The organism is Streptomyces sp. NBC_01506 (genome assembly GCF_045040295.1).
Classification (GTDB): Bacteria; Actinomycetota; Actinomycetes; order Streptomycetales; family Streptomycetaceae; genus Streptomyces.
In genome coordinates this window covers 6,411,874-6,431,259 of sequence record NZ_CP109422.1, presented here as the reverse complement: position 1 = coordinate 6,431,259, position 19,386 = coordinate 6,411,874, and the positions used below count along the sequence as shown (strand labels likewise).

The window sequence follows — 19,386 nt, the reverse complement described above, 5'->3', positions numbered from 1 at the left end:
GTATCCGCAGCGTCTTCAGGAGGTCCCGCATGAGCACACCGATCATCCTCGACACCACCGGCCACCGCCTGTACGAGCAGATGGACGAACTACGCGCCGGCGGCCCGGCCGTGCGGATCGTCATGCCGCAGGGCGTCACGGGCTGGTCCGTCAGCCGGGGCGACATCGCCAGGAAACTCCTGCGCGACCCGCGGATATCGAAGGACGCCCGCAAGAGCTGGCCCGACTACCAGCCGTGGTCCATACCGTGGCTGGCCCCGTGGGTTGACGTGATCAGCCAGTTCACCTCCGACGGTGCCGACCACGCCCGGCTCAAGGGTTTAGTGGGCAAGGCGTTCACCCCGGCCCGCATCGAGGCCATGCGCCCGGCGGTCGAAGCACTCGTCGACCGGATCCTTGACGAAGTCGAGGCCCAGGCCCAGGGCGGGGACGGTGACGGGGACGGTGAGGCCGTCGACCTGCGGGCCGCATTCTCCTACCAGGTGCCGACCCGGGTGATCTGCGACCTCTTCGGCGTCCCCGAAGACCAGCGGCCCGCGATGCTGCGCGTCATCGACACGCTCCTCGACGCCGGCACCTCCGTCGAGCAGGACCAGACGACCCGTACCGACATGTTCGCCGCGATGAACCATCTCATCGACACCAAACGCGGCACCCCCGGCGACGACATGACCAGCCTCCTGCTCAGACAGCACGAAGACGAGGACCGCCTCACCCACGACGAACTCGTCAGCACCCTGGTCCTGATGATCGGAGCCGGCTCGGAGACGGTCGTCGCCCTGCTCAACCACGCCGTCCTGGAACTCCTGAGCCACCCCGACCAGCTCGCGGCCGTCCTCGCCGACCCCGCCCGCTGGAACGACGTGATCGACGAGACCCTGCGCCAGCACCCGCCGATCATGCACCTGCCCCTGCGCTACGCCACCGAAGACATCGACCTCGGCGACGGCGTCACCATCCCCAAGGGCGCCCCGGTCCTCATCGGGTTCGGCGGCCACGGCCGCGACCAGGGGGCCAACCCCGGCCCGGACAACTTCCGCATCGACCGCGAAGACCGCCAGCACCTCGCCTTCGGACACGGCATCCACTACTGCCTCGGCGCCCCACTGGCGCGCCTCGAAGCCGGTGTCGCCCTCCCCCGGATCTTCGCCCGCTTCCCCCAACTGCGCCTGGCCACCCCGCAGACACCCCTTTTACGGCGGCCCTCGTTCATCGGCAACGACTACCAGGACGTCCCCGTCGTCCCCGGACCCGCCGCCTGACCGCCTGACCGCACCGGCCCGCCTCCCACGGGCTGGGTGCCCCGGACACCCTCACGCAGGTGTCCGGGCCGCTCAGCCCGTACCGCCTACCAGTGCCTCGCCGAGCGGGGTGCGCCGGTAGAGCACCGACCGTCCGGACCGGGCGCGGACGAGCAGTCCCGCGCCTCGCAGGATGGCGAGGTGGTCTCCTACCGCGCCGGGTGCCATGGCGAGGGTTCGGGCGAGGTGGCTCGTACTGGCCGGGGCGTCCAGCACCAACAGCAGCCCGTGACCCATCCGTGTTCGCCGATCACACCCACCCGGTGCACGACGTCACGCTCACAGATCGCGCGCAGTTGCGGCCAGTCCGGGGTGAGCAGTTCGTGCCACGCCTGGTCCATCGCCTCGGCGATCCTGGAGACGGCGTCCGTCGAGTCCAGCACTGCGCGTACGCGGGGATCACGGGCGGACGGGCCGGTCGCGTTGGTGGCGATTTCGTGGCGGGCCGCTTCCAGCGGTGTGGCCCGGATCATGGCGAGGTCGTCTGCCCAGGTCTGGTTGAGGCCGCGCGGGGGCGGGGCGACGAAGTTCGGTCCGGATTGCGGGGTGTGCAGGGCGAGGGCGGCGTTCAGTTCGCTCTCGCGGCGAAGCCGTTCAAAGGCCGGCATGAGTCGGGTGGCCCAGGCTCGCGGCAGCGACCTGTCCTGGCCGGCGAGCGAGCGCAGCAGGAAGCACAGGTCCATCGCGGGCGACAGTGCGAAGCGGCTGCGCAGCAGGTCCTCGACGGAGACTTCGAAGCGGAGCACCTTGCCATGCTACCGAGGGACGTCTGTTCCGATTCGTCCAGCGACGAATCATTGGTGAGTGGCGTGAGCGCACGGCGAGGCTGCGCGTCATGACCCCAACCGCCGAACCCGCGCAAAGCAACCACCGTGCCACCTACCGGGAGGTGCTGGCCGAGCCACGATTCCGGCTGCTCTTCTCGACCCGCACCGTGGCGATCACCGCGGACGCGCTGCCCACCGCTCGGTCCACGGCCGCCTGGTCGAGGCGATGGCAGACCTTGCGGCGTCCGTTGTCGTGGACGACGGGGCGGTACCCGGCGCCCACCTCGGCCCCTTGAGCAACCGCCCGCGGTACGAAACTCCCGGTATAACTGCCGCACATCTTGACGTTAATGGTCCAGACCAATACCTTCCTGTGCGCACCGTCGAACACCGCTCCCTTCCGGCACACGCACAGGAAACGAGCCTCATGCCTCGAAAGAACCGTTCCCGGCTGACCATCGCCGCCCTCGCTCTCGGTCTGGTCGCCACCCTCGCCCCCTCCGCAGGCGCCAACTCGGCCGACTCCACCGCGTCCGCCTCCTCCGCCTCGTCCGCCTCCTCCGGCGGCAAGGGTGGCTCGCGCCCCGCGTACAAGCAGGTCGGCTACTTCGCCCAATGGGGTGTCTACGGGCGGAACTACCAGGTCAAGGACATGGACACCAGCGGGGCGGCGGCCAGGCTGACCCACATCAACTACGCCTTCGGCAACGTGAGCGCCGAAGGAAAGTGCTTCACCGGCAACACCCCGGGCGAGTCCGACGCCTGGGCCGACTACGGGCGCCCGCTGGACGCGGCCGGCTCTGTCGACGGCGTCGCCGACACCGACGACCAGCGCCTCGCCGGGAACTTCAATCAGTTGCGTGAACTGAAGGCGAAGCATCCCGGTCTCAAGGTCATGATCTCGCTGGGTGGTTGGAGCTGGTCGAAGAACTTCTCGGACGCGGCCCTGACTCCCGCCTCCCGCAAGGCGCTGGTCTCCTCCTGCATCGACCTCTACATCAAGGGCAATCTGCCCGTCGACGGCGCTCGCGGCGGCCCGGGATCCGCCGCTGGCCTCTTCGACGGAATCGACATCGACTGGGAGTGGCCCGGTTCGGCCGGCGACGCCGGCACCGTATTCCGTCCCGAGGACAAGCAGAACTTCACGGCGCTCGTACGGGAGTTCCGCAGCCAGCTCGACGCCTACGCCAAGTCCGGGAAGGGCAAGGACAAGGACAAGCGCAAGCACTACGAGTTGAGCGCCTTCGTCCCCACGGCCGCGGCCAAGATCGACGCGGGCTTCGAAGTCTCCAAGATCATGCGGGACTTCGACTTCGTGAACCTCCAGGGATACGACTTCCACGGCACCTGGGAGCCCACGACCGCCCAGCAGTCCGCGCTGTTCGCCGAGCCCGGCGACTTCAGCGTCGACCAGACGGTCAACGACTGGCTGCGGCGCGGCGCCCCGGCCCGCAAGCTCGTGGTCGGCATGCCCTTCTACGGCCAGGGCTGGACCGGCGTCTCGGGCGACGGCAACGGCATGGGCCAGCCCGCGACCGGCGCCGCCCCGGGCTCCTGGGCGAACGGCAACGAGGACTACGAGGTACTGAAGAAGCTCGCGGACTCGGGGGCGTACACCGTGCACCGCGACGTCAGGAACGGCCACGCCTGGCTGTTCGACGGCACGACGATGTGGACGTACGACGATCCGCAGGTGCTGCGCACCAAGTCGGCGTACGTCCGCGCCAAGGGACTCGGCGGCGCGATGTTCTGGTCGCTGGACGGGGACACCCCGGACGGCGAGCTGATCAAGACGGTCGACCGCACGCTCGGCCGGCGCTAATCGCCTGACGTCTCCGGCGGGGGATCCCCGGTTTCGATGACCGGGGATCCCTCGTGTCCTTGGAGGACCACCGCCAGGTCCGCGCCCGCTCGCAGAAGCGCCACGGCCCGTAGCGCGATCTGGTCAAGACGCTGCCGCAGGACGCGTTGGGCCTCGTCCAGCCCGTCGAGCCGAACCGGGCGCAGGGAGTCCATGATCTCGCGCACCGCGGGAATGCCGTATCCGGCGGTGCGGAGTGCGGCAACGATTCGGGCGGCTCGCACCGCCGAAAGATCGTAGCGACGCGCTCGCAGCGACGTCACCCGCTCGGGCGTGACAAGCCCTTCCTGCTCCCAGAACCGCAGAGTCGAGGAGCGAACGCCGAGCGCTCCGGCCAGCTCCGTGATCGTCATCGCGTCGCTCTCCCGCTCCTGCGACTGCTCCTGGGACTGCTCCTGGGACTTATGTGGGTTCGCCTCGGCCTCGATCGCGTACAGCGCTTGTTGAGCGCGCAGGGCCTCGTCTCGTTCCCGAGCGAGCCCGACGTGCACCGCGCTGATCGCCGAGGCCGCCTCCGCCAGGGTCTGTGTACGCAGCCCCGCGAGCGTCTGCCGGGCCGCGACAGGCCCTACGGCGCCTGCGAGTCCCCGGTAGGCGCGCAGCGCGTGCACGTGAATCGGTGAGAAGGAACGGTAGCCGTTGCTCGATCGAGCGGCCGGCGGAATGACCCCCAGCCGCTCCAGGTCACGGACCTGTTGCACCGAGTAACCCGACTCTCCGGCGACATCGACCGTTCGGAGCGTCGCTCCTCGCTGCGAACCGCTCGGCGGCTCCCGCATGAGCCAACCCCACATAAGCACTTGAAGGTGATCCTTGAACCATGAGTATGGAACAGATCATCGCGACAGTGCGAGGCTTCGACGGCGCGCTCGTGTTCGTCCCGGCGGCGGAAGGCGACTTCCCCGAGATCACGTGGGGGGACGCGTTCTTCTACTACGCCCCCGACGGACAGATGCCACGGAACGTCCAGCCCTACGGGACGATCGTCACCAAGAACTACCCCGACGACGCCGCCTCGGACCTTGATCCTCCGGGCCGCTGGCGTGTGAACATCCAGGTCGACCGGCCGACGTTCCGGGACCTCACCGGCGAGGAGCCGCGCGGCCTCAGCCGCCCTCGCGACCACTCGGCCGCCGACAGTGTCATGCCGCACCCGGTGTACGGGGCGCTCGGCTGGATCGCTGTCGTCAATCCCGGTGAGCGGACGACGGACACTGTCGTGCGGCTTCTGCGCGAGGCCCATGACGCCGCGCGTCGCCGGTTCGAGCGGCGGCGACATGAACGTGAGCCGTAAAGGGCGGTAGAGGGCGGTACGGGACGCGTACGGGAGCCAGTCACCGCGTCCACGGTGTCGGCCGCCGCGTCGTCCGCCAGTACTGTGGATCGCCGCATGAACCGGGGCCGGCCGGAGGGAAGGATTGCTCGTTGCTCGCACGCGTGAGATGCGATAGAGGCACAATGGCCGCGATCCGCGATCCGCGATCCGCGATCCGCGATCCGCGATCCGCGATCCGCGATCCGCGATCCGCGATCCGCGATCCGCGATCCGCGATGATCGGCATCGGGCAGGGTTACGTGGTTTCCCGGGGGCGCCGTGCACACTAGCCCGCACCTGCGCGTCCCCGTGGGCCCAGATGCCCGGCGGTGGAGTACCTTCCACGCCGAGCGGACCCTGGTCGTAGCGGCCCGTACGGTCACCTCGACCGTACGCGTCCTGGAGTGCCTGCCAACGCTGGTACGTGACGACAGCCGGATCTCCGTCGTCTTCGCCCACGATGCCACCTCGGCTTTCAGCGACGGCGTCCTGGACCTCCTGCGCGATACGGGCTGCCGCGTCATGCCCTGGTCCCAGTTGAGTGAGGCGGCGCCCGATCTCATCCTGTCGGCCAGCGAGAACATCGACGTCCCCGCGGGCGACTGCCCCGTACTCGTACTGCCGCACGGCGTGGGATTCCAGAAGATGGTGCCCGACTCACGCACGCCCGGCGTCCGGCTGTCCGGTGTGGTGCCGGACGCGCTGCTCGAGACCGGCAGGGCCTGGCTGGCGCTCTCGCACCCCGACCAGGAACGGCAGTTGCTCGCCGCGCATCCGGGGACGGCCGGACGGACTCTCCTGGTCGGTGACCCCTGCTTCGACGAACTCGTGGGCAGCCGGGCCCAACGGGCCTCGTACCGCGCCGCGTTGGGCGTCGACGGCCCGGATGGGACGGAAGACGCGCGGCGGCTGGTGATGGTCAGCTCGACCTGGGGCGCCACGTCCCTCATCGGCCGGGAGCCGGACCTGCCGGCCCGTCTGCTGGCCGCACTCCCCTACGACGAGTACCGCGTCGCTCTGATACTGCATCCCAATGTGTGGGCCGCACACGGCCCGTGGCAGATCCGCGCCCTGCTGGCGTCCGCGCTGGAAGCGGGGCTGATCCTGGTGCCGCCCGTCCATTCGTGGCGCCCTGCCCTGGTCGCCGCCGATCTGCTGATCGGCGACCACGGGTCCGTGACGCTCTACGGTGCCGCGCTCGGGACCCCCGTACTCCTGGGAACGTTCGGCAGCGACGCCGTGGCCGGTACGGCGGCCGGGGTCCTCTCCCGCGCCGTACGTCTCCTCGACTCGCGCGCGGATCTGTACCGGCAGGTCGTGGACGCCGTCGACAGCCACGACCCGCGCCCCGGCGCCGCCCTGGCCGAGCAGGCGTTCGCCGATCCGGGGAATGCCCACGCGAAGCTGCGCGAGGCCCTGTACCAACTGCTGCGTCTGTCCGAACCGCCCTGGGCACCGCCTGGGCCGCCGATCCTGAGCCCACCCGATCCGGCATCGGCGGCTTCCCGGCCGGCGCTGCGGGTCCTCACCACTGTGACCGCCGAGGCGATGACTGGCGGGCGGACCGGCGGGCGGACCGGCGGGCAGACGGTCACCGTGCGCCGTGTTCCCGCGTCGGTCGCCGGTCCCGTAACCGAGGACGACGACACCTACGGGCACTTGGCGGTCGGCGAGGCCGAGAAGGACCGGTACCTCGCCGAGAGCGCGTCCGTCGTCCTCGCCGAGCGCCCGGCACCGACCACCGTCGGAGCGCTGCGCTGGATCTCCGACACCCTCGGCCGGTTTCCCGGCTGCCTGCTGGCCGCTACCGCTACCGCTACGGCCGGCGGCGACTCCCGTACGGTCCTTGTCGGCGTACGGGACGGCCGCGTCGTCGCGGCGACGGTGACAGGTCCCGCTCCGGATCCCGGGCAGGTGGCGGCCGTCGTGTACGCGTTGCTCCGCGCCGCTCGCGCCTTCCCCGACGAGCCGGTGACACTGCGTCTTGGCGAGCGCACGGAGGACGTCTTCCTACGCGTACGCCCCACCAAGTCCCCGTAACAAGTCCCCGTAAGGGGAACGGGATTACGCTCCCGTCCCTTCGGGATCCTCCACGCGGCGCAGCCGTTCCCGCAACTCCTCGACGCGCGGGCTGCCGCCGTCCTCGTGGATCCGCAGCGCCCTCGACAGATACCCCCGCAGTCGCGTCCGCGACACCGCGCGGTCGCCGCCCGGCCGCTCCGCGATGGCGGCCAGTTCCAGCAGCGCCTCCGCCTCGTAGTGCGTCGCCTTCCGCTCCCGTAGCACCCGGGCCGCTTCGCCGAGCGCCGCGACCGCCTCTTCCGTCTGCCCGAGGTGATCGTGTGCCCGGCCGATGGCGAGGAGCGCGCGGGCCGCCATCCGCAGGTCGGGCTCCGCGCCCGCCGACTCCCCCGCCGACGTACCTGCCGACTCCCCCGCCGACAGCGCCTCGTGGGCGTGCCGCAGGGTCACCAGCGCCTCGTCGGAATTCCCGGCGGCATCCTGCGCGCTGCCCAGGAACAGCGACGCGATGGCCGCTCCTCGTACCTGGCCGGCCTCCGTACTGAGGTCGAGAGCGCGCTGGTAGATCTCAACGGCTCGCGAAGGGTCGACCCGGTCCCAGTAACGTCCGTAGAACTCCATGACCGATGCCAGCAGATCACGACGGCCGGAGACCTCCGCGCACGCGACCGCCTCCTCCAACTGAGAACGCGCCGCCTCCAGTTCGCCCAGATCCATCAGCGGACGGGACAGCAGGGCACGCAGTCGCGCCTCGGCGGCGGGGACGAGTTCGTCGGACGCCGACGCAGCCGCCACCCCCAGCTCCAGCGACTCCCTCCAGTCCGGAAGGACCCTGTTGTGCAGGAACAGCACGGTGAACGCCTCGGCGAGCTGCCACACCTGGGTATGCAGGCCAACGGCATGGCCCTCGCGCAGGACGGCCAGGATGTTGTCCCGCTCCGCGTTCAGCCAGTCCAGCGGATCGGGCGCACCGGCCGCCGCGAACGGGTCCGTGCCGCGCGCCAACAGCTCGTCCAGCTCGGCGATACGCAGCCGGTCCGCCCGGATCTTCCGGTCGGCGAACGCCGTCAGCGCGAGGTAGTGGGTGATCACTCGTTCGACGATCGCCCGCTGTGTGCCGGCCGGTTCTTCTACGGAGGCGTGTTCGCGGGCATGCAGGCGCACGAGGTCGTGGAAGCGGAAGCGGCGGTCGTCGCCGGTGGTTGTCAGCAGGCTCGCGTTCACGAGAACCGCCAGCGTCGACTCGGCGGTTGACGTGTCGGTGCCCGTCGCGACGGCGGCGGTGCCCGCGTCGAACGTACGGCAGGGCAGCCAGCCGAGCCGTCGGTAGAAGCGGGCCGCGTCGGCGGCGAGCGGGCGGTAGGCGGAGTCGAACACTGCGGACACCGAGCCCTCACTTCCCGGGGATCCCAAGGACATCGCGGTCAGTCTGCGGGCTTCGTCGGACAGTTCGTCGGCCAGGCGTGCCATGGTCAGCCGCTCGTCGGTCAGCAGCCGCGAGGCCACGACGTGCAGCGCGACCGGCAGCCCGCCGCACAGCTCGACCAGCCGCCGGGCGGCCTGCGGTTCGGCGGCGACGGCCTCCTCGTCGCACCGGTCGGCGAGGATACGCAGCGCACTGTGCGTGTCGAGGGGGTCCAGGGGCAGCGGCCTCGCCCCGTCGACGGTGAGTTCACCAAGGGTGCCGTTGCTCGTGACGATCACCGCGCTGCCCGGTCCCTGCGGCACCAACGCCCGTACCTGGGCAGGCTCGTTGACATCGTCCAGTACGAGCAGAATCCGCCGCCCGGCCGAGCGCGTACGGAAGAGACTGATCCGCTCCTCCAGGGAACGCGGCATGTACGGGTCCTTCACCCCCAGCGACCGCAGGCACTTCTCCACGGCCGCGGACACGTCACCGCCGCCCCGCTCACCGCGCCGCTCGGCGAAGTCCACGTACAACTGACCTTGCGGGAAACGCTCCCGGGACTGGTGGGCCCACCGGGTGGCCGTCGCCGTCTTGCCGACGCCCGGCGTCCCGCGCAGCACCAGGACGTCCACATGAGCCGAATCGCCGCCGAGCCGGGCGACCGCCCTGTCCATCCGGGCCAGCTCCACCTCTCGGTTGACGAACCGCACCCGTAAGGCCGGAACCTCGTCCGGCACCGCCTCGGGCGGCGCGGGCGGCTGGACGTTGTACGTGATACCGCCATGGATCTGGGAGTTCTGGAACGCCCCGTACTGCACCCCGCCTCGGATCACCGCGACGCCTGCCCCCGGCGCCGCGCCGAGATCGGCCAGCAACTGCCGTAGTTCCTCGGCTGCTTGGGGCTCCCTCGCGAGCAACTGGCCGAGCCTCAGGCGCCAGTCCGCCTCGATGCCGGCCACGGTGCCCTCGTCGTCCGCGTCCCGGGCCGCCACGAGCTGCGCGCGCCCCTCCTCAAGGGCTTGACTCGCCTGACTCGCCTCACCGGCCTCACCCGCCTCGTCCTCGGGCTCGCCTTCAGGCTCGCCCGACCGGCCGCGCCGGGCGAGGAACCGCGCCACGCGCGTCCTCGCCTGCCCCCACGACTCGGTGACCATCGCACCCACCAGCGCCGTCGCCCCCGACGCGGCGAGCGCAGCCAATTCCGCTTCCACAGGGCCCCCTTGCCTCACACCCGCACACCGACCTGCCAACTCACCCACCGTAGAGAGGTCATCACGACATGGACAGTCCGACACCCGGGACCGCCCCGCCAGGTCCTGGCAGTGAGGGGTCGCGGGCGAGCCGGACATTCCCCGCGAGCCCGCCGTGCCCGGCAGTAGTGACGGTCGTGGGTTTCGGCTCACGGTGCCGGATGCGCCGGATCGACAGAAAGGAGACCGTGAAGAAGAACGCGCCCACGACGACGGCGATCGGCGCGGTGAGGAGCGACACGAGCGCACGACCGAGCGCGGGCCCGCCGATCTGCGCGGCGGATCTGCTGCCCTCCAGCGAGCTGTTGTCGTGCCCAACTGATCGCGTTTCACCAGTCGTACGAGAGCGGCCTGGTAGGCCACGTCGAAGAACACCGTGGGTACGCCGACGAGGAAGGCGACCAGGATCGCGGCCAGCCCCGCCGCCCGCCCGAAGTCCGCAAGCACCATCAATTTGCGCGCTCGCCAACGGCCCACCCACACGCCGGCGAACAGCGAGAAGAGGAGGATCGGTATCTGCTGGGCCGCGCGGAGCGCGCCCGGAGTTGAGTGGCGTCGGCGTTCAGCGCCACACGGCGAGCTGGGGCAGCGTCACCTGGCTGGCCTGCGCCCCGAGTTCGGACGCGCTCTGGCCTGCCCAGCCTTGATCACCGGTCGGTCCGTCCTCAGCCCCAGGTGAGGGGGTCGAGATGGAGGTAGAACTTCTCCCGGTCACGGTCGAGCACGATGCCGTACCGCTCGGCGAACGCCTCGTCCGCGGAGTTGGCCTGTCCTTCGTCGACCCATGTCTCCCGGGAGTTGGCGAGAAGGAGAGCGATGTCGGCGTACGGGTCGGCCGCTCCGAGGCGGCCGAGGTCGATGAAGCCCGCCACCTTCATGGTCGCCGGGTCGAGCACGATGTTGGGCAGGCACAGATCCCCGTGGCAGACGACGCTCTCGGCGGCCTCCTGGGCGAGGCGCTGTTCGAGCTGTGGCTCGATGCGCGCGAGCAGGACGTCGGCGGGCGTCCGCCGCTGGTCCTCGGGAAGGAACTCCGGATTGACCGCACCTCGCGCGACGACATCACGGGCGGTCGCGAACATCCTGGAGAGATCGCGGGTGAACGGGCACTGCCGCACCGGCAGTTCGTGCAACCGCCGCACGACATCGGCGATCGACTCCCAGGCCGTCTGGAGTCGCGCGGCCGGAACACGGTCGGCGGGGACTCCCACGACGGTGCTGGTCACCAGGCAGGCCGCGTCGGGGGTGACACGCCAGTCGAGTACGCGCGGACCTGGAACGCCCTGCCCACTGAGCCAGTCGACGCGATCGCGTTCTTCCTCCAGTGAGGTCGCCGCGTCGGCGGGGACGCATTTGGCGTACCGCGAGCCGTCCTCGGAACGGAAGACACCGGCCTCGGACTCGCCGTCCGTGACGGGCTCCCACGCGCCGCCGGCGCCGTCGGCGGCGGCCCTCAGCGCTGCCCGATACATCGAATCGATCACGCCCCCACCCTAGCCAGCGCACCCCTCGTCGCACCCGGCATTAAACGCGGACCTGGCGGAAGCGGTACGTGGGTGGGGCCGGCCCGACGAGTCAAACCTCCGCCAAGGGTGACGCCGCTGCCTGAGCGGGTTGTGCGGGGGTACTCCGCGAATCGTGAACGCTCCCGATGCCCTCTGTGGCCCGCCACCTCAATTGACTACCTTCAGTAGCGAATCGAGCGCATACAGCGACATTCGTAAGTCGCTGCCGCGGCAACGGAATCTGTGAATCGGAATCGGAGACAGTGAGCATGAAGTCTTACAAGCGGTGGACTGTGGGCCTGGGAGCCGTCGTGGTCAGCGCCGGGCTGATGTCGAGTTCGTTCAGCCCGGCGGTCGCCGACGACGCCGCAGGAGCTTCCACAAGAGCGCCCGCGGACGCGGCCCCTCGGTCGATCGTCGCCGAGCAGTTCACGCTACGGCTGGCCAGTGACCCCAGACAGGTCGCCAACGTACGGGGAGCCGGCACGGACAACGGCGTCCCGGTCATCCAGTACCCGTGGTCGGGCAAGGCCAACGAACGCTGGGAAGCCGACTCCGCCTTGGGCGGCTACTACCGCTTCAAGTCCGTCAACAGCGGCAAGTGCTTGAACGTCGCGGGCGGCGGCACCGCCAACGGCACCGAGGTCATCCAGTACACCTGCGGAAACGCCAATAACGAACTGTGGAGGTTCGTGCCCAAGGGCATCGGCTACCAAGTCGTCGTCAAATCCAGCAACAAGTGCCTCAACGTCGCCGGCGGAGTCGGCGTGGGGAACTCCCTCATCCAGTACGACTGCACTGCCCAGGGCGCACCCAACGACGTCTGGCTACCGGTCTGGGAGCCCGCCACCCTCTGAGCCTCCGCCACCCCCACACCCCCCACATGCGGCCACGACCGCGCCGAAGCCGACACGGCGCGGTCGTGGCCCCCATTGGACCCGTATAACAGGTCACCAGTGGTCCTGGTGGCCGGGCCGCCCAGGCGGTCGGATGGAACGCGCAAGTCCCGTCCGACCTCTGGAGGACCCACACCGTGAGCAGCGCCGCCGCCGACTTCGACCGGTGGATCAGGAACGACTTCGTCGCTCTCAATACGGGGTTGGAGGAGGCGTATTTCGCGGCCGGGGCGCAGATCCTGCACGGCCGGCCGGAACTTGAAACGGCCAAGGAGAGGATCGGCCACGAAGGCGCCGAGCTGATCCGCCGAATAGCGGAAAGCGCCTCGGCGACCTCATCACCTTCGATGTCCTCGGCGTCCTCGGCGTCCTCGGCGTCCTCGGCGTCCTCGGCGTCCTCGGCGTCCTCGATGTCCTCGATGTCCTCGACGCGCTCCACCCACCCGAATCCCTCGATCCCCGTGGATGACGACGAGCGGTACGAACTCCTGGGCTCGGTGGGGCTCTACCTCGGCGCGTGCCGCCGCCATGAGATCGACGGGCCGCAGTCCGCCGCCTGGCCGCTCGCCCAGTTGCTGGCGTCGTCGCTCGGCGTCGCGCCGCGATTCGTCTTCGCCCACCAAGCTCTGTACAACCGGGCGGTCGGGGACTCCTTCCGTACGTTCACCGCGCTCGCGGACGAACATGCCTTCATCCTGTACAACGGCCTGTCGGTGCTCGCGTACCAGCGCACGGCCGCCGCGCTGCGGCGCGTCCGGACGCTCGGGGTCTCCAGCCCGCTGACGGCGTATCTGCTGCGGGAGGCGCGGTCCGGGCTGGACGACGTGCTGGACCTGGGCCGGACGCTGAGCAAGACGCTCGACGTCGACCGCTTCTTCCTCAACATCCGGCCGTACTTCAAACCGCATCGCGTCGGCGGCGTCGAGTACCGGGGGGTGAACGCGGGCGACTTCGCGGCGATCAACTCGATCGACCTGCTGCTCGGTCTCTGTTCGCCGTACGACCCCTTCTACCAGTCGCTGTTGACGGAGAAGTACCCGTACATGCCTCCGGAGGACCAGGCGCTGCTACGGACCACCGTCACCGCCGAGCCGCTGCTCGACGCCTTTCTCCGCGAGACGGCGGACGGACCGCTGACACCCCAACTGCGCGACAACGCCGAGCTGTTCCTCACCGTCTGCCGTCTGCACGGCGCCGCTTCCGCCTTCCACCACCACCGGCTCGTCGTCCCCTTCCTCCAGGCTCCCGCCGCACGCGCGGAGCAGGGCCAGGGCCAGGAACCGGAAGCCGCCGACCTCACGACGAGCGGGCCACCGCTCCACGTCGTCATGGCCACTCTGGCGCGCCTGGTCGACCTCAGGACCGCCCGGCAACGGCCAGGCACTGACGACGGCGGCGGCACCGCGCGCCCGTCACTCGACCGACTGCGGTACGCACTGGACGCCGACCGGGACGCCCATCGGGACGCTGCCCCCAACTCCCTTTAGCGGAAGGCCGGGCAGGCCAGGCAGCCCCAGCCGCCCCTCTCCGCCCTACACGCCGAGGGGCCACAGGGTGAAGCCCGCGCTTTTCGCGAGCGACACCAGCTCGTCCACACGTCGAGGGCTCACGCACGCCACCGGATAGCAGTCCGACTCGATGTCGAGGACGACCAGGGCCGTGCCGACCTCGCGGTAGTGCCGGCCGCACACCTGGAGGAAGTCATGGGTCGTCAGCTCCATCTCGCCGTCGTCGAACAGCACCCAGGGATCGACGGACGGACGTGAGGCCAGCCCGCCCATCCGCCACCGGATCTCGTCCACGCCCTCCTTCCAGTCGAACTCCGCGAGCAGCTTCCGCTCATGCAGCGCGTCGACCAGGGCTATCCAGGTCAGTCCCGGAAACGGCTCGTATATGCCACGGTCCTCCAGCCGGATCGCCCACGTACGCACATAACCCTCGGGGTCCTCGTGGGCGTGCCGCACCTGTTCGGCGACGGTCGGCTGATCGGGTGCCAGCAGTGACGCGACGGCTGTCAGAGACGAGAGGACTCCGCCGTCGGCGGGACCGGGACCGGGACCGGACATGGGTGTGCTCCTCCTGCGGCAAGGGGTCAACGGGTAGAGCGGCGCGCGTTGTTCGGCACCTGAAAACACCTTGCCACAGGGGTACGACAACGGGCCCTGACCCCCGCCACGGCTACGGTCCGGCCGGCCCCGTCGCCCCCCGGCGGGCGCCCCGCCGAGTGGTCCGCGCCACACGAAAACGTATGTGTAACCGGCGGCGCGTAGGGCAGTCGCACTCCAGGTCCCGCCGCGTATCCCCCGTCGCGGCGGGACCACTCACCCCTCCTGGCCGGGCCAGGTGATCTCGTAGAACTTCAGCCGGCCGTCGTCGGCGATCAGTCGCATGCCCGCCGCGGCCATGACGTGCTGGGATCCGATGTTGTCGTGATCGGTGTCGCCTCTTACAGAGGTGACACCGCCGGCCCGCGCGAACAACAGCAGGCCGCGCAGCGCCTCGGAGGCGTAACCCTTGCCCCGTACGGACGGAACGAGGCCGTAGCCGATGGTCACGGCGCCGCTCTCGTCCGGCGGGCCGTGGAAGTCCACCCCGCCGACCGCCTGACCGGTCTCCTTGAGGCGGATCTCGTACGTACCGAACGGCCGGGGGTCGCCGGCGGTCGCGCAGGTGGTCAGGAAGCGCGTGGCGCCGGAGACATCGCCCTCGTCGGGGTAGTCGGGCGCCCAGTGGGTGCCGCTCGTCCGGTCGACCACGACGAGGCGTACGGCCTCCGGCGGGCTGAGCGGATGGAGCAGCAGACGCTCCGTCTCCAGATCACTCACGCCTCGTTGGCTCCTGCCTCGTTGACTCCTGCGCCGTCACGCGTCCGCACCGACTCACTCTGCTCCCCTCGCTCCCCCGGCCCGGACAGCGCGGCGGGATGCGGCGCGGACGGGTCCTGCGTACGCGGCAATATGTTGGCGGTGTAGTCCGCGATGGTCGCGTCCAGCCCCACATCGTTCCCGGCGCCCTCGGACAGATACCACCGGTGTTCCAGCACCTCGTGGTAGATCTGCGCGGCGTCCGTCCTGCGGCGCAGCTCCAGCGGTACGGCCCGTACGGTCGGCCGGAACACGTCCCGCACCCAGCGGTGCGCCAGGACCTCCGGGCGGGCTCCCAGCGGGTCGCCGGGCGCGTAGTCGTCCTGGCCGGCCATCCAGGTCTCCAGGTCGCAGAGCAGTCGGCACGCCTGGTTCTCCTCCGCGTCCAGGCCCGTCAGCCGCAGCAGTTGGCGCTGGTGGTGGCCCGCGTCGACCACCTTGGGGAGGAAGGTGACGGTGTCGCCCGCCGGCGAGCGCTCTATCTGCATCTCCGCGACATCGAAACCCAGATCGTTGAGACGGCGGATCCGGCGGTTGATGTAGTGCCTCTTGTCTGCGGGGTAGACGGACTCACGCGTCAGCTCGTGCCACAGGTCCTCGTAGCGCTGGACGATCGCCGCCCCGAACGGCACCGGGTCGACGGACGGATGGAGCGAGCCGGAGGCTTCGAGGTCCATCAGCTCCCCGGCGATGTTCACGCGCGCCAGTTCTATGTCGTAGTCACGCTGGCCACGGCTGAGCGTCGGCTGGATCTGCCCTGTCTCGGCGTCCACCAAGTACGCGGCGTACGCGCCCGCGTCGCGCCTGAACAGGGCGTTGGACAGCGAGCAGTCGCCCCACGCGAAGCCGGTCAGATGCAACCTCACCAGGAGGACGGCGAGTGCGTCCATGAGGCGCTTCACGGTGCTGGGGCGCATGGTCGACTCGAACATCGAGCGGTACGGCAGCGAGCCCTCCAAATGCCGCGTGATCAGCGCGGACTCCAGCGGCCTGCCGTTCACGTCCTCCCGCCCTGTCACCACGGCGACCGGGTCGACCGCGGGTATGCCCAGCCGGTGCAGATCCCTGAGCAGCCCGAACTCGCGCACCGCCGGACGTTCGGCGATCTCCTTGACCGCCAGCACCTCGGACCCGGCGTCGGCGAAGCGCACCACATGGCGCGAGATGCCGCGTGGGAGGGCCACCAGGCAGTCCTCGGGCCACTCCTCGAGCGGGAGGCACCAGGGCAGGTCGAGGAGCACGGCCGGCCGCTCCGGGTTGGTCGCGCTGATCTGGAGCGCCATGACTCCTGCCTCCGACGTTCGTTGCCTCTTCGTGCCGTTTATTCTGCTTGTACTGTTTGTGCTGTTCGTTCATGCGGTCGACCAGGCGGCGGCTAGGGCCTGACCTGGACGAGCGCGTGCGTCCCACTCGTACGCCACGCCTGGTTCGCGCCGTCCCCCACGCCCCCGCTCGCGCCCGCGTCCTCCAGTTGCGCCACAGTGCGCGGGTGGAGGCCGACGATCACATCGGACTTCAGAGTACGCAACGCCGCCACCGGCCCCGGGAAGTGCGCCGTGCGCTCGGCGAACGATGTGGTGGGTGCCCAGAGTCGATCACCGACGAGGCGGCGGTAGTTGAGGTCGCCCTTCACGATCGTCAGGGCGGCGCCCGCGAACTCCCGCCGCAGATCGGCGGGCATCTCGCTGTACGGAAGCGGCGCGCGGTAGAAACCGTGCGCGCGTACGGCGAGCCGCCCGTCGCCCATCGCGGCCCAGAGCCGCTTCCCGGCCTCACGTGCGGCGCCTGCCGCCTGGACGAGGCGGCGCGCGCAGTCGACAACGTCGGCCATGGTGGCGTCGGAGACGTAGTACGGATACGGCTTGACGTGCAGGACGACGTCGTCCGCGCGCCCCGTGGTCAGGAAGTGGTCGATGAGGACGAGGTCGGGGATCAGCTCACGTCCGGAGTTGTCGGCGATGAGATGGACGGTCCGCGCGGTACCGGGTGAGCTGCCGGCAGGCAGCAGCGACCACAGCGCGTCGCTGTCGTCCGCGACGAGGGGCGGCGGGTCCTCACCGGCGGAGCCGCCCTCGGAGGCATCGCCGGAGTCGCCGGACCCGTCCGCGAGGCGCGCTCCGTCCGGCGAACCGACGGCGAAGCCGAGGTCCGCGCGGTTGCCCCAGAGCGAAGCCCGGAGATAGGCGGCGGCCCGCTCCTGGACCGGCCGTCGGGCGAGCGCGTCGAGCGCCGCGAGTTCGTCGTCGACGAGCGAGCCGCGCAACTCCGCCTGCTTGAAGGGCCCGAAGGGATCGACGCCCTGCCACGGCCCGGGAGCGAAGTAGCCGGTCGCGTCGAGGAGTCGGCGGTAGAAGTAGCTCTCGGACCAGAGGAACGGCACGTCGAACCACGAGCGGCCGAAATACTCGCCGCCCCACTCGTCCCACCGCTCACGGTCGTGCGCCTGCGGACCCAGCGGTTCGATCACGCCCTCCGTACAGGAGATGAGCAGCGCGTCGAGCGCCCGGTGCCGTTCCGGGGACCACGGGAAGGCGTCCCGTACCTGCTGGATGAGGGCGGGATGGCGCTCGGCCAGCACGCTCCGCGCGAACGAACCGGGCGCGTTGCTCACGATCACGGGCGCGTCATCCGCTTCAGGCATGATTCCGGTGTCCTCCGAGCTGGTGGGCGGTGTCGAACGGAGCGTACGCAGTACTACTCACGCGCCGCCCGAGTAGCCGCGCGGATACCGAGAGCCGCGTTCCGGGCCGACGCTGATGCGCATGACGAAGACCAAGGCAGAGACCAGGACGAGGAAGCAGACCCGGCCGGACGCGACCCGGACCTCGCCGGACCGGACGACGGGCCCGCTGAAGCGCGCCCGGTGGGCGGCGATGCGTGCCCTGCTCGGCACTGTCGGCCGCGCGAGCGCCGGGATCCGGATCGGATACCGGCACGGCTTCGACAGCGGTTCGATGCTGGACTACGTGTACGTCAACAAGGCCGGCGGTTTCCCGGTCGTCGGGCACCTCATCGACCGCGTGTATCTGAACGCCGTCGGATGGCGCGCCATCCGGGCCCGTCGTGAACTGCTCAAGGACGTCCTCCGTAAGGAGATCGCACGGCGCGACGGCAGCGACGGCAGCGGCAGCAGTGGCGACACGAGGGCCGGAGCCGAGGCCGCCGGCGGTGTGCGCGTACTGGACGTGGCGTCGGGGCCCGGACGGTATCTCCAGGACGTGCTCGCGGAGTACGAGCCCGGCACCCTCCATGTCGAGTGCCGCGACCTGGACCGCGCGGGTCTCGCGCAGGGCGAGCGCCAGACGGCCGAACGGGGGCTGACGGGGATCTCGTACGTGTACGGAGACGCGCTCGACCCGGCGCCCGCCTCCCCCGCGCCCGACATCGTCGTCGTGTCGGGGCTCTACGAACTGCTGCTGGACGACGCCGTCATCGCCTCGTCCGTCGCGCACCTGCGCGGCATGCTCGCCCCCGGCGGAGTGCTGGTCTTCACGACGCAGACCCACCATCCTCAGTTGGAGTTCATCGCGAACGTGCTGCCGAACCGCGACGGCGTCCTGTGGGAGATGGAGTGCCGACCCGTGGAGCTGGCCGAACAGTGGGCCGTCCGGGCCGGGTTCGCGGAGGTCACGAGCCGGCGCGAGTCCGTGGGGCTGTTCACCGTCACGACAGCGAGGCGCTGACGATCAGCGCGAACCCCGCGACGGCGAAGAACGTACGGACGGCGTGGAAGCGGTTCCAGCGGCTCTCGAAGGCCGCGCGGACGGCGCTGTCGGGGGTGGCCTCGGGCGAGGTCTCGGACGACGCGAGAGCGTTGTTGAGCGGGATGTTGCCCGCGACGGTGACGAGGTGGTTGACCACCACGCAGATCAGGCCGGCCAGCAGCAGCCACCGGTGGGTGTCCGAGCGGCCGTCGACGGGGACGGCGAGCGCGGCGACCGGGAAGGCCACTTCGGCGAGGAACACGAGCAGGAACAGCCCGCGCGGGACCTCCTCGTTCATCCGGCGCATGGCCACCACGAACTGCCCGTCCGTGAGCCGGGCCAAGGCGGGCATGATCCCGGTCAGGAAGATGAGCATCATGCCGGCGTACAGACCGGTGAAGACGACAGCGAGCGCGAGCAGGACGGTGGCCATGCGCACATCATGGACCGACGGGAGGGGGCGGCGCAGCACGGTTTCTCCGCCGTAGCACCG

General features: G+C 70.2%; 17 protein-coding genes and 1 pseudogene. 7 read left to right on the top strand and 11 right to left on the bottom strand.

All coding sequences use genetic code 11. The features are described from left to right. Positions 1-29 precede the first annotated feature (29 nt). Positions 30-1,262, top strand: coding sequence for a cytochrome P450 (locus tag OG329_RS28570; RefSeq protein WP_405799231.1), 1,233 nt, complete (start codon positions 30-32; stop codon positions 1,260-1,262). A gap of 72 nt (positions 1,263-1,334) precedes the next feature. Here OG329_RS28570 and OG329_RS28565 read toward each other — a convergent pair. Both OG329_RS28565 and OG329_RS28560 read right to left on the bottom strand, forming a co-directional pair. Then, a pseudogene (locus tag OG329_RS28565) lies at positions 1,335-2,047 on the bottom strand (ArsR/SmtB family transcription factor). Positions 2,048-2,180: 133 nt separating this feature from the next. Then, the gene (locus OG329_RS28560) at positions 2,181-2,351 is read right to left on the bottom strand and encodes a hypothetical protein (RefSeq protein ID WP_405802243.1); all 171 of its coding nucleotides are present in this window, start codon (positions 2,349-2,351) and stop codon (positions 2,181-2,183) included. A 144-nt stretch (positions 2,352-2,495) separates the two neighbouring features. Between OG329_RS28560 and OG329_RS28555 the strand changes: the two genes are divergently transcribed. Continuing rightward, the gene (locus tag OG329_RS28555; RefSeq protein WP_405799229.1) at positions 2,496-3,890 is read left to right on the top strand and encodes a glycoside hydrolase family 18 protein; all 1,395 of its coding nucleotides are present in this window, start codon (positions 2,496-2,498) and stop codon (positions 3,888-3,890) included. Here the strand turns inward: OG329_RS28555 and OG329_RS28550 are convergent. Continuing rightward, positions 3,887-4,708: a MerR family transcriptional regulator gene (locus OG329_RS28550; RefSeq protein WP_405799228.1), complete on the bottom strand. Its 822-nt coding sequence runs from the start codon at positions 4,706-4,708 to the stop codon at positions 3,887-3,889. The genes OG329_RS28555 and OG329_RS28550 overlap by 4 nt on opposite strands. A 47-nt stretch (positions 4,709-4,755) precedes the next feature. Between OG329_RS28550 and OG329_RS28545 the strand changes: the two genes are divergently transcribed. Both OG329_RS28545 and OG329_RS28540 read left to right on the top strand, forming a co-directional pair. Then, positions 4,756-5,223: a DUF6194 family protein gene (locus tag OG329_RS28545; RefSeq protein WP_405802075.1), complete on the top strand. Its 468-nt coding sequence runs from the start codon at positions 4,756-4,758 to the stop codon at positions 5,221-5,223. Between the two features lie 300 nt (positions 5,224-5,523). Beyond that, on the top strand, positions 5,524-7,284 hold the full coding sequence (locus OG329_RS28540; protein WP_405799227.1) for a hypothetical protein: 1,761 nt from the start codon (positions 5,524-5,526) through the stop codon (positions 7,282-7,284). 24 nt (positions 7,285-7,308) lie between these two features. Here the strand turns inward: OG329_RS28540 and OG329_RS28535 are convergent, their stop codons facing one another. The 3 genes from OG329_RS28535 to OG329_RS28525 form a co-directional block, all read right to left on the bottom strand. Further along, positions 7,309-9,885, bottom strand: coding sequence for an ATP-binding protein (locus tag OG329_RS28535; RefSeq protein WP_405799225.1), 2,577 nt, complete (start codon positions 9,883-9,885; stop codon positions 7,309-7,311). A gap of 61 nt (positions 9,886-9,946) precedes the next feature. Further along, positions 9,947-10,165: a hypothetical protein gene (locus OG329_RS28530; RefSeq protein WP_405799224.1), complete on the bottom strand. Its 219-nt coding sequence runs from the start codon at positions 10,163-10,165 to the stop codon at positions 9,947-9,949. 424 nt (positions 10,166-10,589) lie between these two features. Then, entirely contained in the window at positions 10,590-11,396 is an 807-nt protein-coding gene (locus OG329_RS28525) for an APH(3'') family aminoglycoside O-phosphotransferase (RefSeq protein ID WP_405802074.1), read from the bottom strand. Between the two features lie 302 nt (positions 11,397-11,698). Between OG329_RS28525 and OG329_RS28520 the strand changes: the two genes are divergently transcribed. Both OG329_RS28520 and OG329_RS28515 read left to right on the top strand, forming a co-directional pair. Beyond that, on the top strand, positions 11,699-12,286 hold the full coding sequence (locus tag OG329_RS28520; protein ID WP_405799223.1) for an RICIN domain-containing protein: 588 nt from the start codon (positions 11,699-11,701) through the stop codon (positions 12,284-12,286). A gap of 176 nt (positions 12,287-12,462) precedes the next feature. Then, positions 12,463-13,812, top strand: a complete 1,350-nt coding sequence (locus OG329_RS28515) for a monodechloroaminopyrrolnitrin synthase PrnB family protein (RefSeq protein WP_405799221.1) — start codon at positions 12,463-12,465, stop codon at positions 13,810-13,812. 45 nt (positions 13,813-13,857) lie between these two features. On the opposite strand, the gene OG329_RS28510 is transcribed toward OG329_RS28515, so the two are convergent. The 4 genes from OG329_RS28510 to OG329_RS28495 all read right to left on the bottom strand — a co-directional run bounded on the left by OG329_RS28510 (position 13,858) and on the right by OG329_RS28495 (position 17,830). After that, the gene (locus OG329_RS28510) at positions 13,858-14,391 is read right to left on the bottom strand and encodes a hypothetical protein (RefSeq protein WP_405799219.1); all 534 of its coding nucleotides are present in this window, start codon (positions 14,389-14,391) and stop codon (positions 13,858-13,860) included. Positions 14,392-14,646: 255 nt separating this feature from the next. Further along, positions 14,647-15,150: a GNAT family N-acetyltransferase gene (locus tag OG329_RS28505; RefSeq protein WP_405799217.1), complete on the bottom strand. Its 504-nt coding sequence runs from the start codon at positions 15,148-15,150 to the stop codon at positions 14,647-14,649. Then, positions 15,147-16,472 carry a DUF4032 domain-containing protein gene (locus OG329_RS28500; protein ID WP_405799215.1) on the bottom strand — a complete coding sequence of 442 codons (1,326 nt, stop codon included), beginning with the start codon at positions 16,470-16,472 and terminating at the stop codon, positions 15,147-15,149. The genes OG329_RS28505 and OG329_RS28500 overlap by 4 nt, the downstream gene beginning before the upstream one ends. A 92-nt stretch (positions 16,473-16,564) precedes the next feature. Further along, a complete protein-coding gene (locus OG329_RS28495; protein ID WP_405799214.1) occupies positions 16,565-17,830 on the bottom strand; it encodes a damage-control phosphatase ARMT1 family protein in 1,266 nt (421 codons plus the stop codon). A 121-nt stretch (positions 17,831-17,951) separates the two neighbouring features. Between OG329_RS28495 and OG329_RS28490 the strand changes: the two genes are divergently transcribed. Then, on the top strand, positions 17,952-18,872 hold the full coding sequence (locus OG329_RS28490) for a class I SAM-dependent methyltransferase family protein (RefSeq protein WP_405799212.1): 921 nt from the start codon (positions 17,952-17,954) through the stop codon (positions 18,870-18,872). On the opposite strand, the gene OG329_RS28485 is transcribed toward OG329_RS28490, so the two are convergent. Continuing rightward, on the bottom strand, positions 18,853-19,326 hold the full coding sequence (locus OG329_RS28485; RefSeq protein ID WP_405799211.1) for a DUF1772 domain-containing protein: 474 nt from the start codon (positions 19,324-19,326) through the stop codon (positions 18,853-18,855). The two genes, OG329_RS28490 and OG329_RS28485, sit on opposite strands and share 20 nt — an antisense overlap. Between the last annotated feature and the right edge of the window lie 60 nt (positions 19,327-19,386).

Bases quoted from the DNA above. Each gene is read 5' to 3' on its own strand.
- OG329_RS28525 (WP_405802074.1), bottom strand. From the start codon at position 11,396: ATGTATCGGGCAGCGCTGAGGGCCGCCGCCGACGGCGCCGGCGGCGCG.
- OG329_RS28545 (WP_405802075.1), top strand. From the start codon at position 4,756: ATGGAACAGATCATCGCGACAGTGCGAGGCTTCGACGGCGCGCTCGTG.
- OG329_RS28490 (WP_405799212.1), top strand. From the start codon at position 17,952: ATGACGAAGACCAAGGCAGAGACCAGGACGAGGAAGCAGACCCGGCCG.
- OG329_RS28500 (WP_405799215.1), bottom strand. From the start codon at position 16,472: ATGGCGCTCCAGATCAGCGCGACCAACCCGGAGCGGCCGGCCGTGCTC.
- OG329_RS28520 (WP_405799223.1), top strand. From the start codon at position 11,699: ATGAAGTCTTACAAGCGGTGGACTGTGGGCCTGGGAGCCGTCGTGGTC.
- OG329_RS28550 (WP_405799228.1), bottom strand. From the start codon at position 4,708: ATGCGGGAGCCGCCGAGCGGTTCGCAGCGAGGAGCGACGCTCCGAACG.
- OG329_RS28555 (WP_405799229.1), top strand. From the start codon at position 2,496: ATGCCTCGAAAGAACCGTTCCCGGCTGACCATCGCCGCCCTCGCTCTC.
- OG329_RS28485 (WP_405799211.1), bottom strand. From the start codon at position 19,326: ATGGCCACCGTCCTGCTCGCGCTCGCTGTCGTCTTCACCGGTCTGTAC.
- OG329_RS28495 (WP_405799214.1), bottom strand. From the start codon at position 17,830: ATGCCTGAAGCGGATGACGCGCCCGTGATCGTGAGCAACGCGCCCGGT.
- OG329_RS28510 (WP_405799219.1), bottom strand. From the start codon at position 14,391: ATGTCCGGTCCCGGTCCCGGTCCCGCCGACGGCGGAGTCCTCTCGTCT.
- OG329_RS28570 (WP_405799231.1), top strand. From the start codon at position 30: ATGAGCACACCGATCATCCTCGACACCACCGGCCACCGCCTGTACGAG.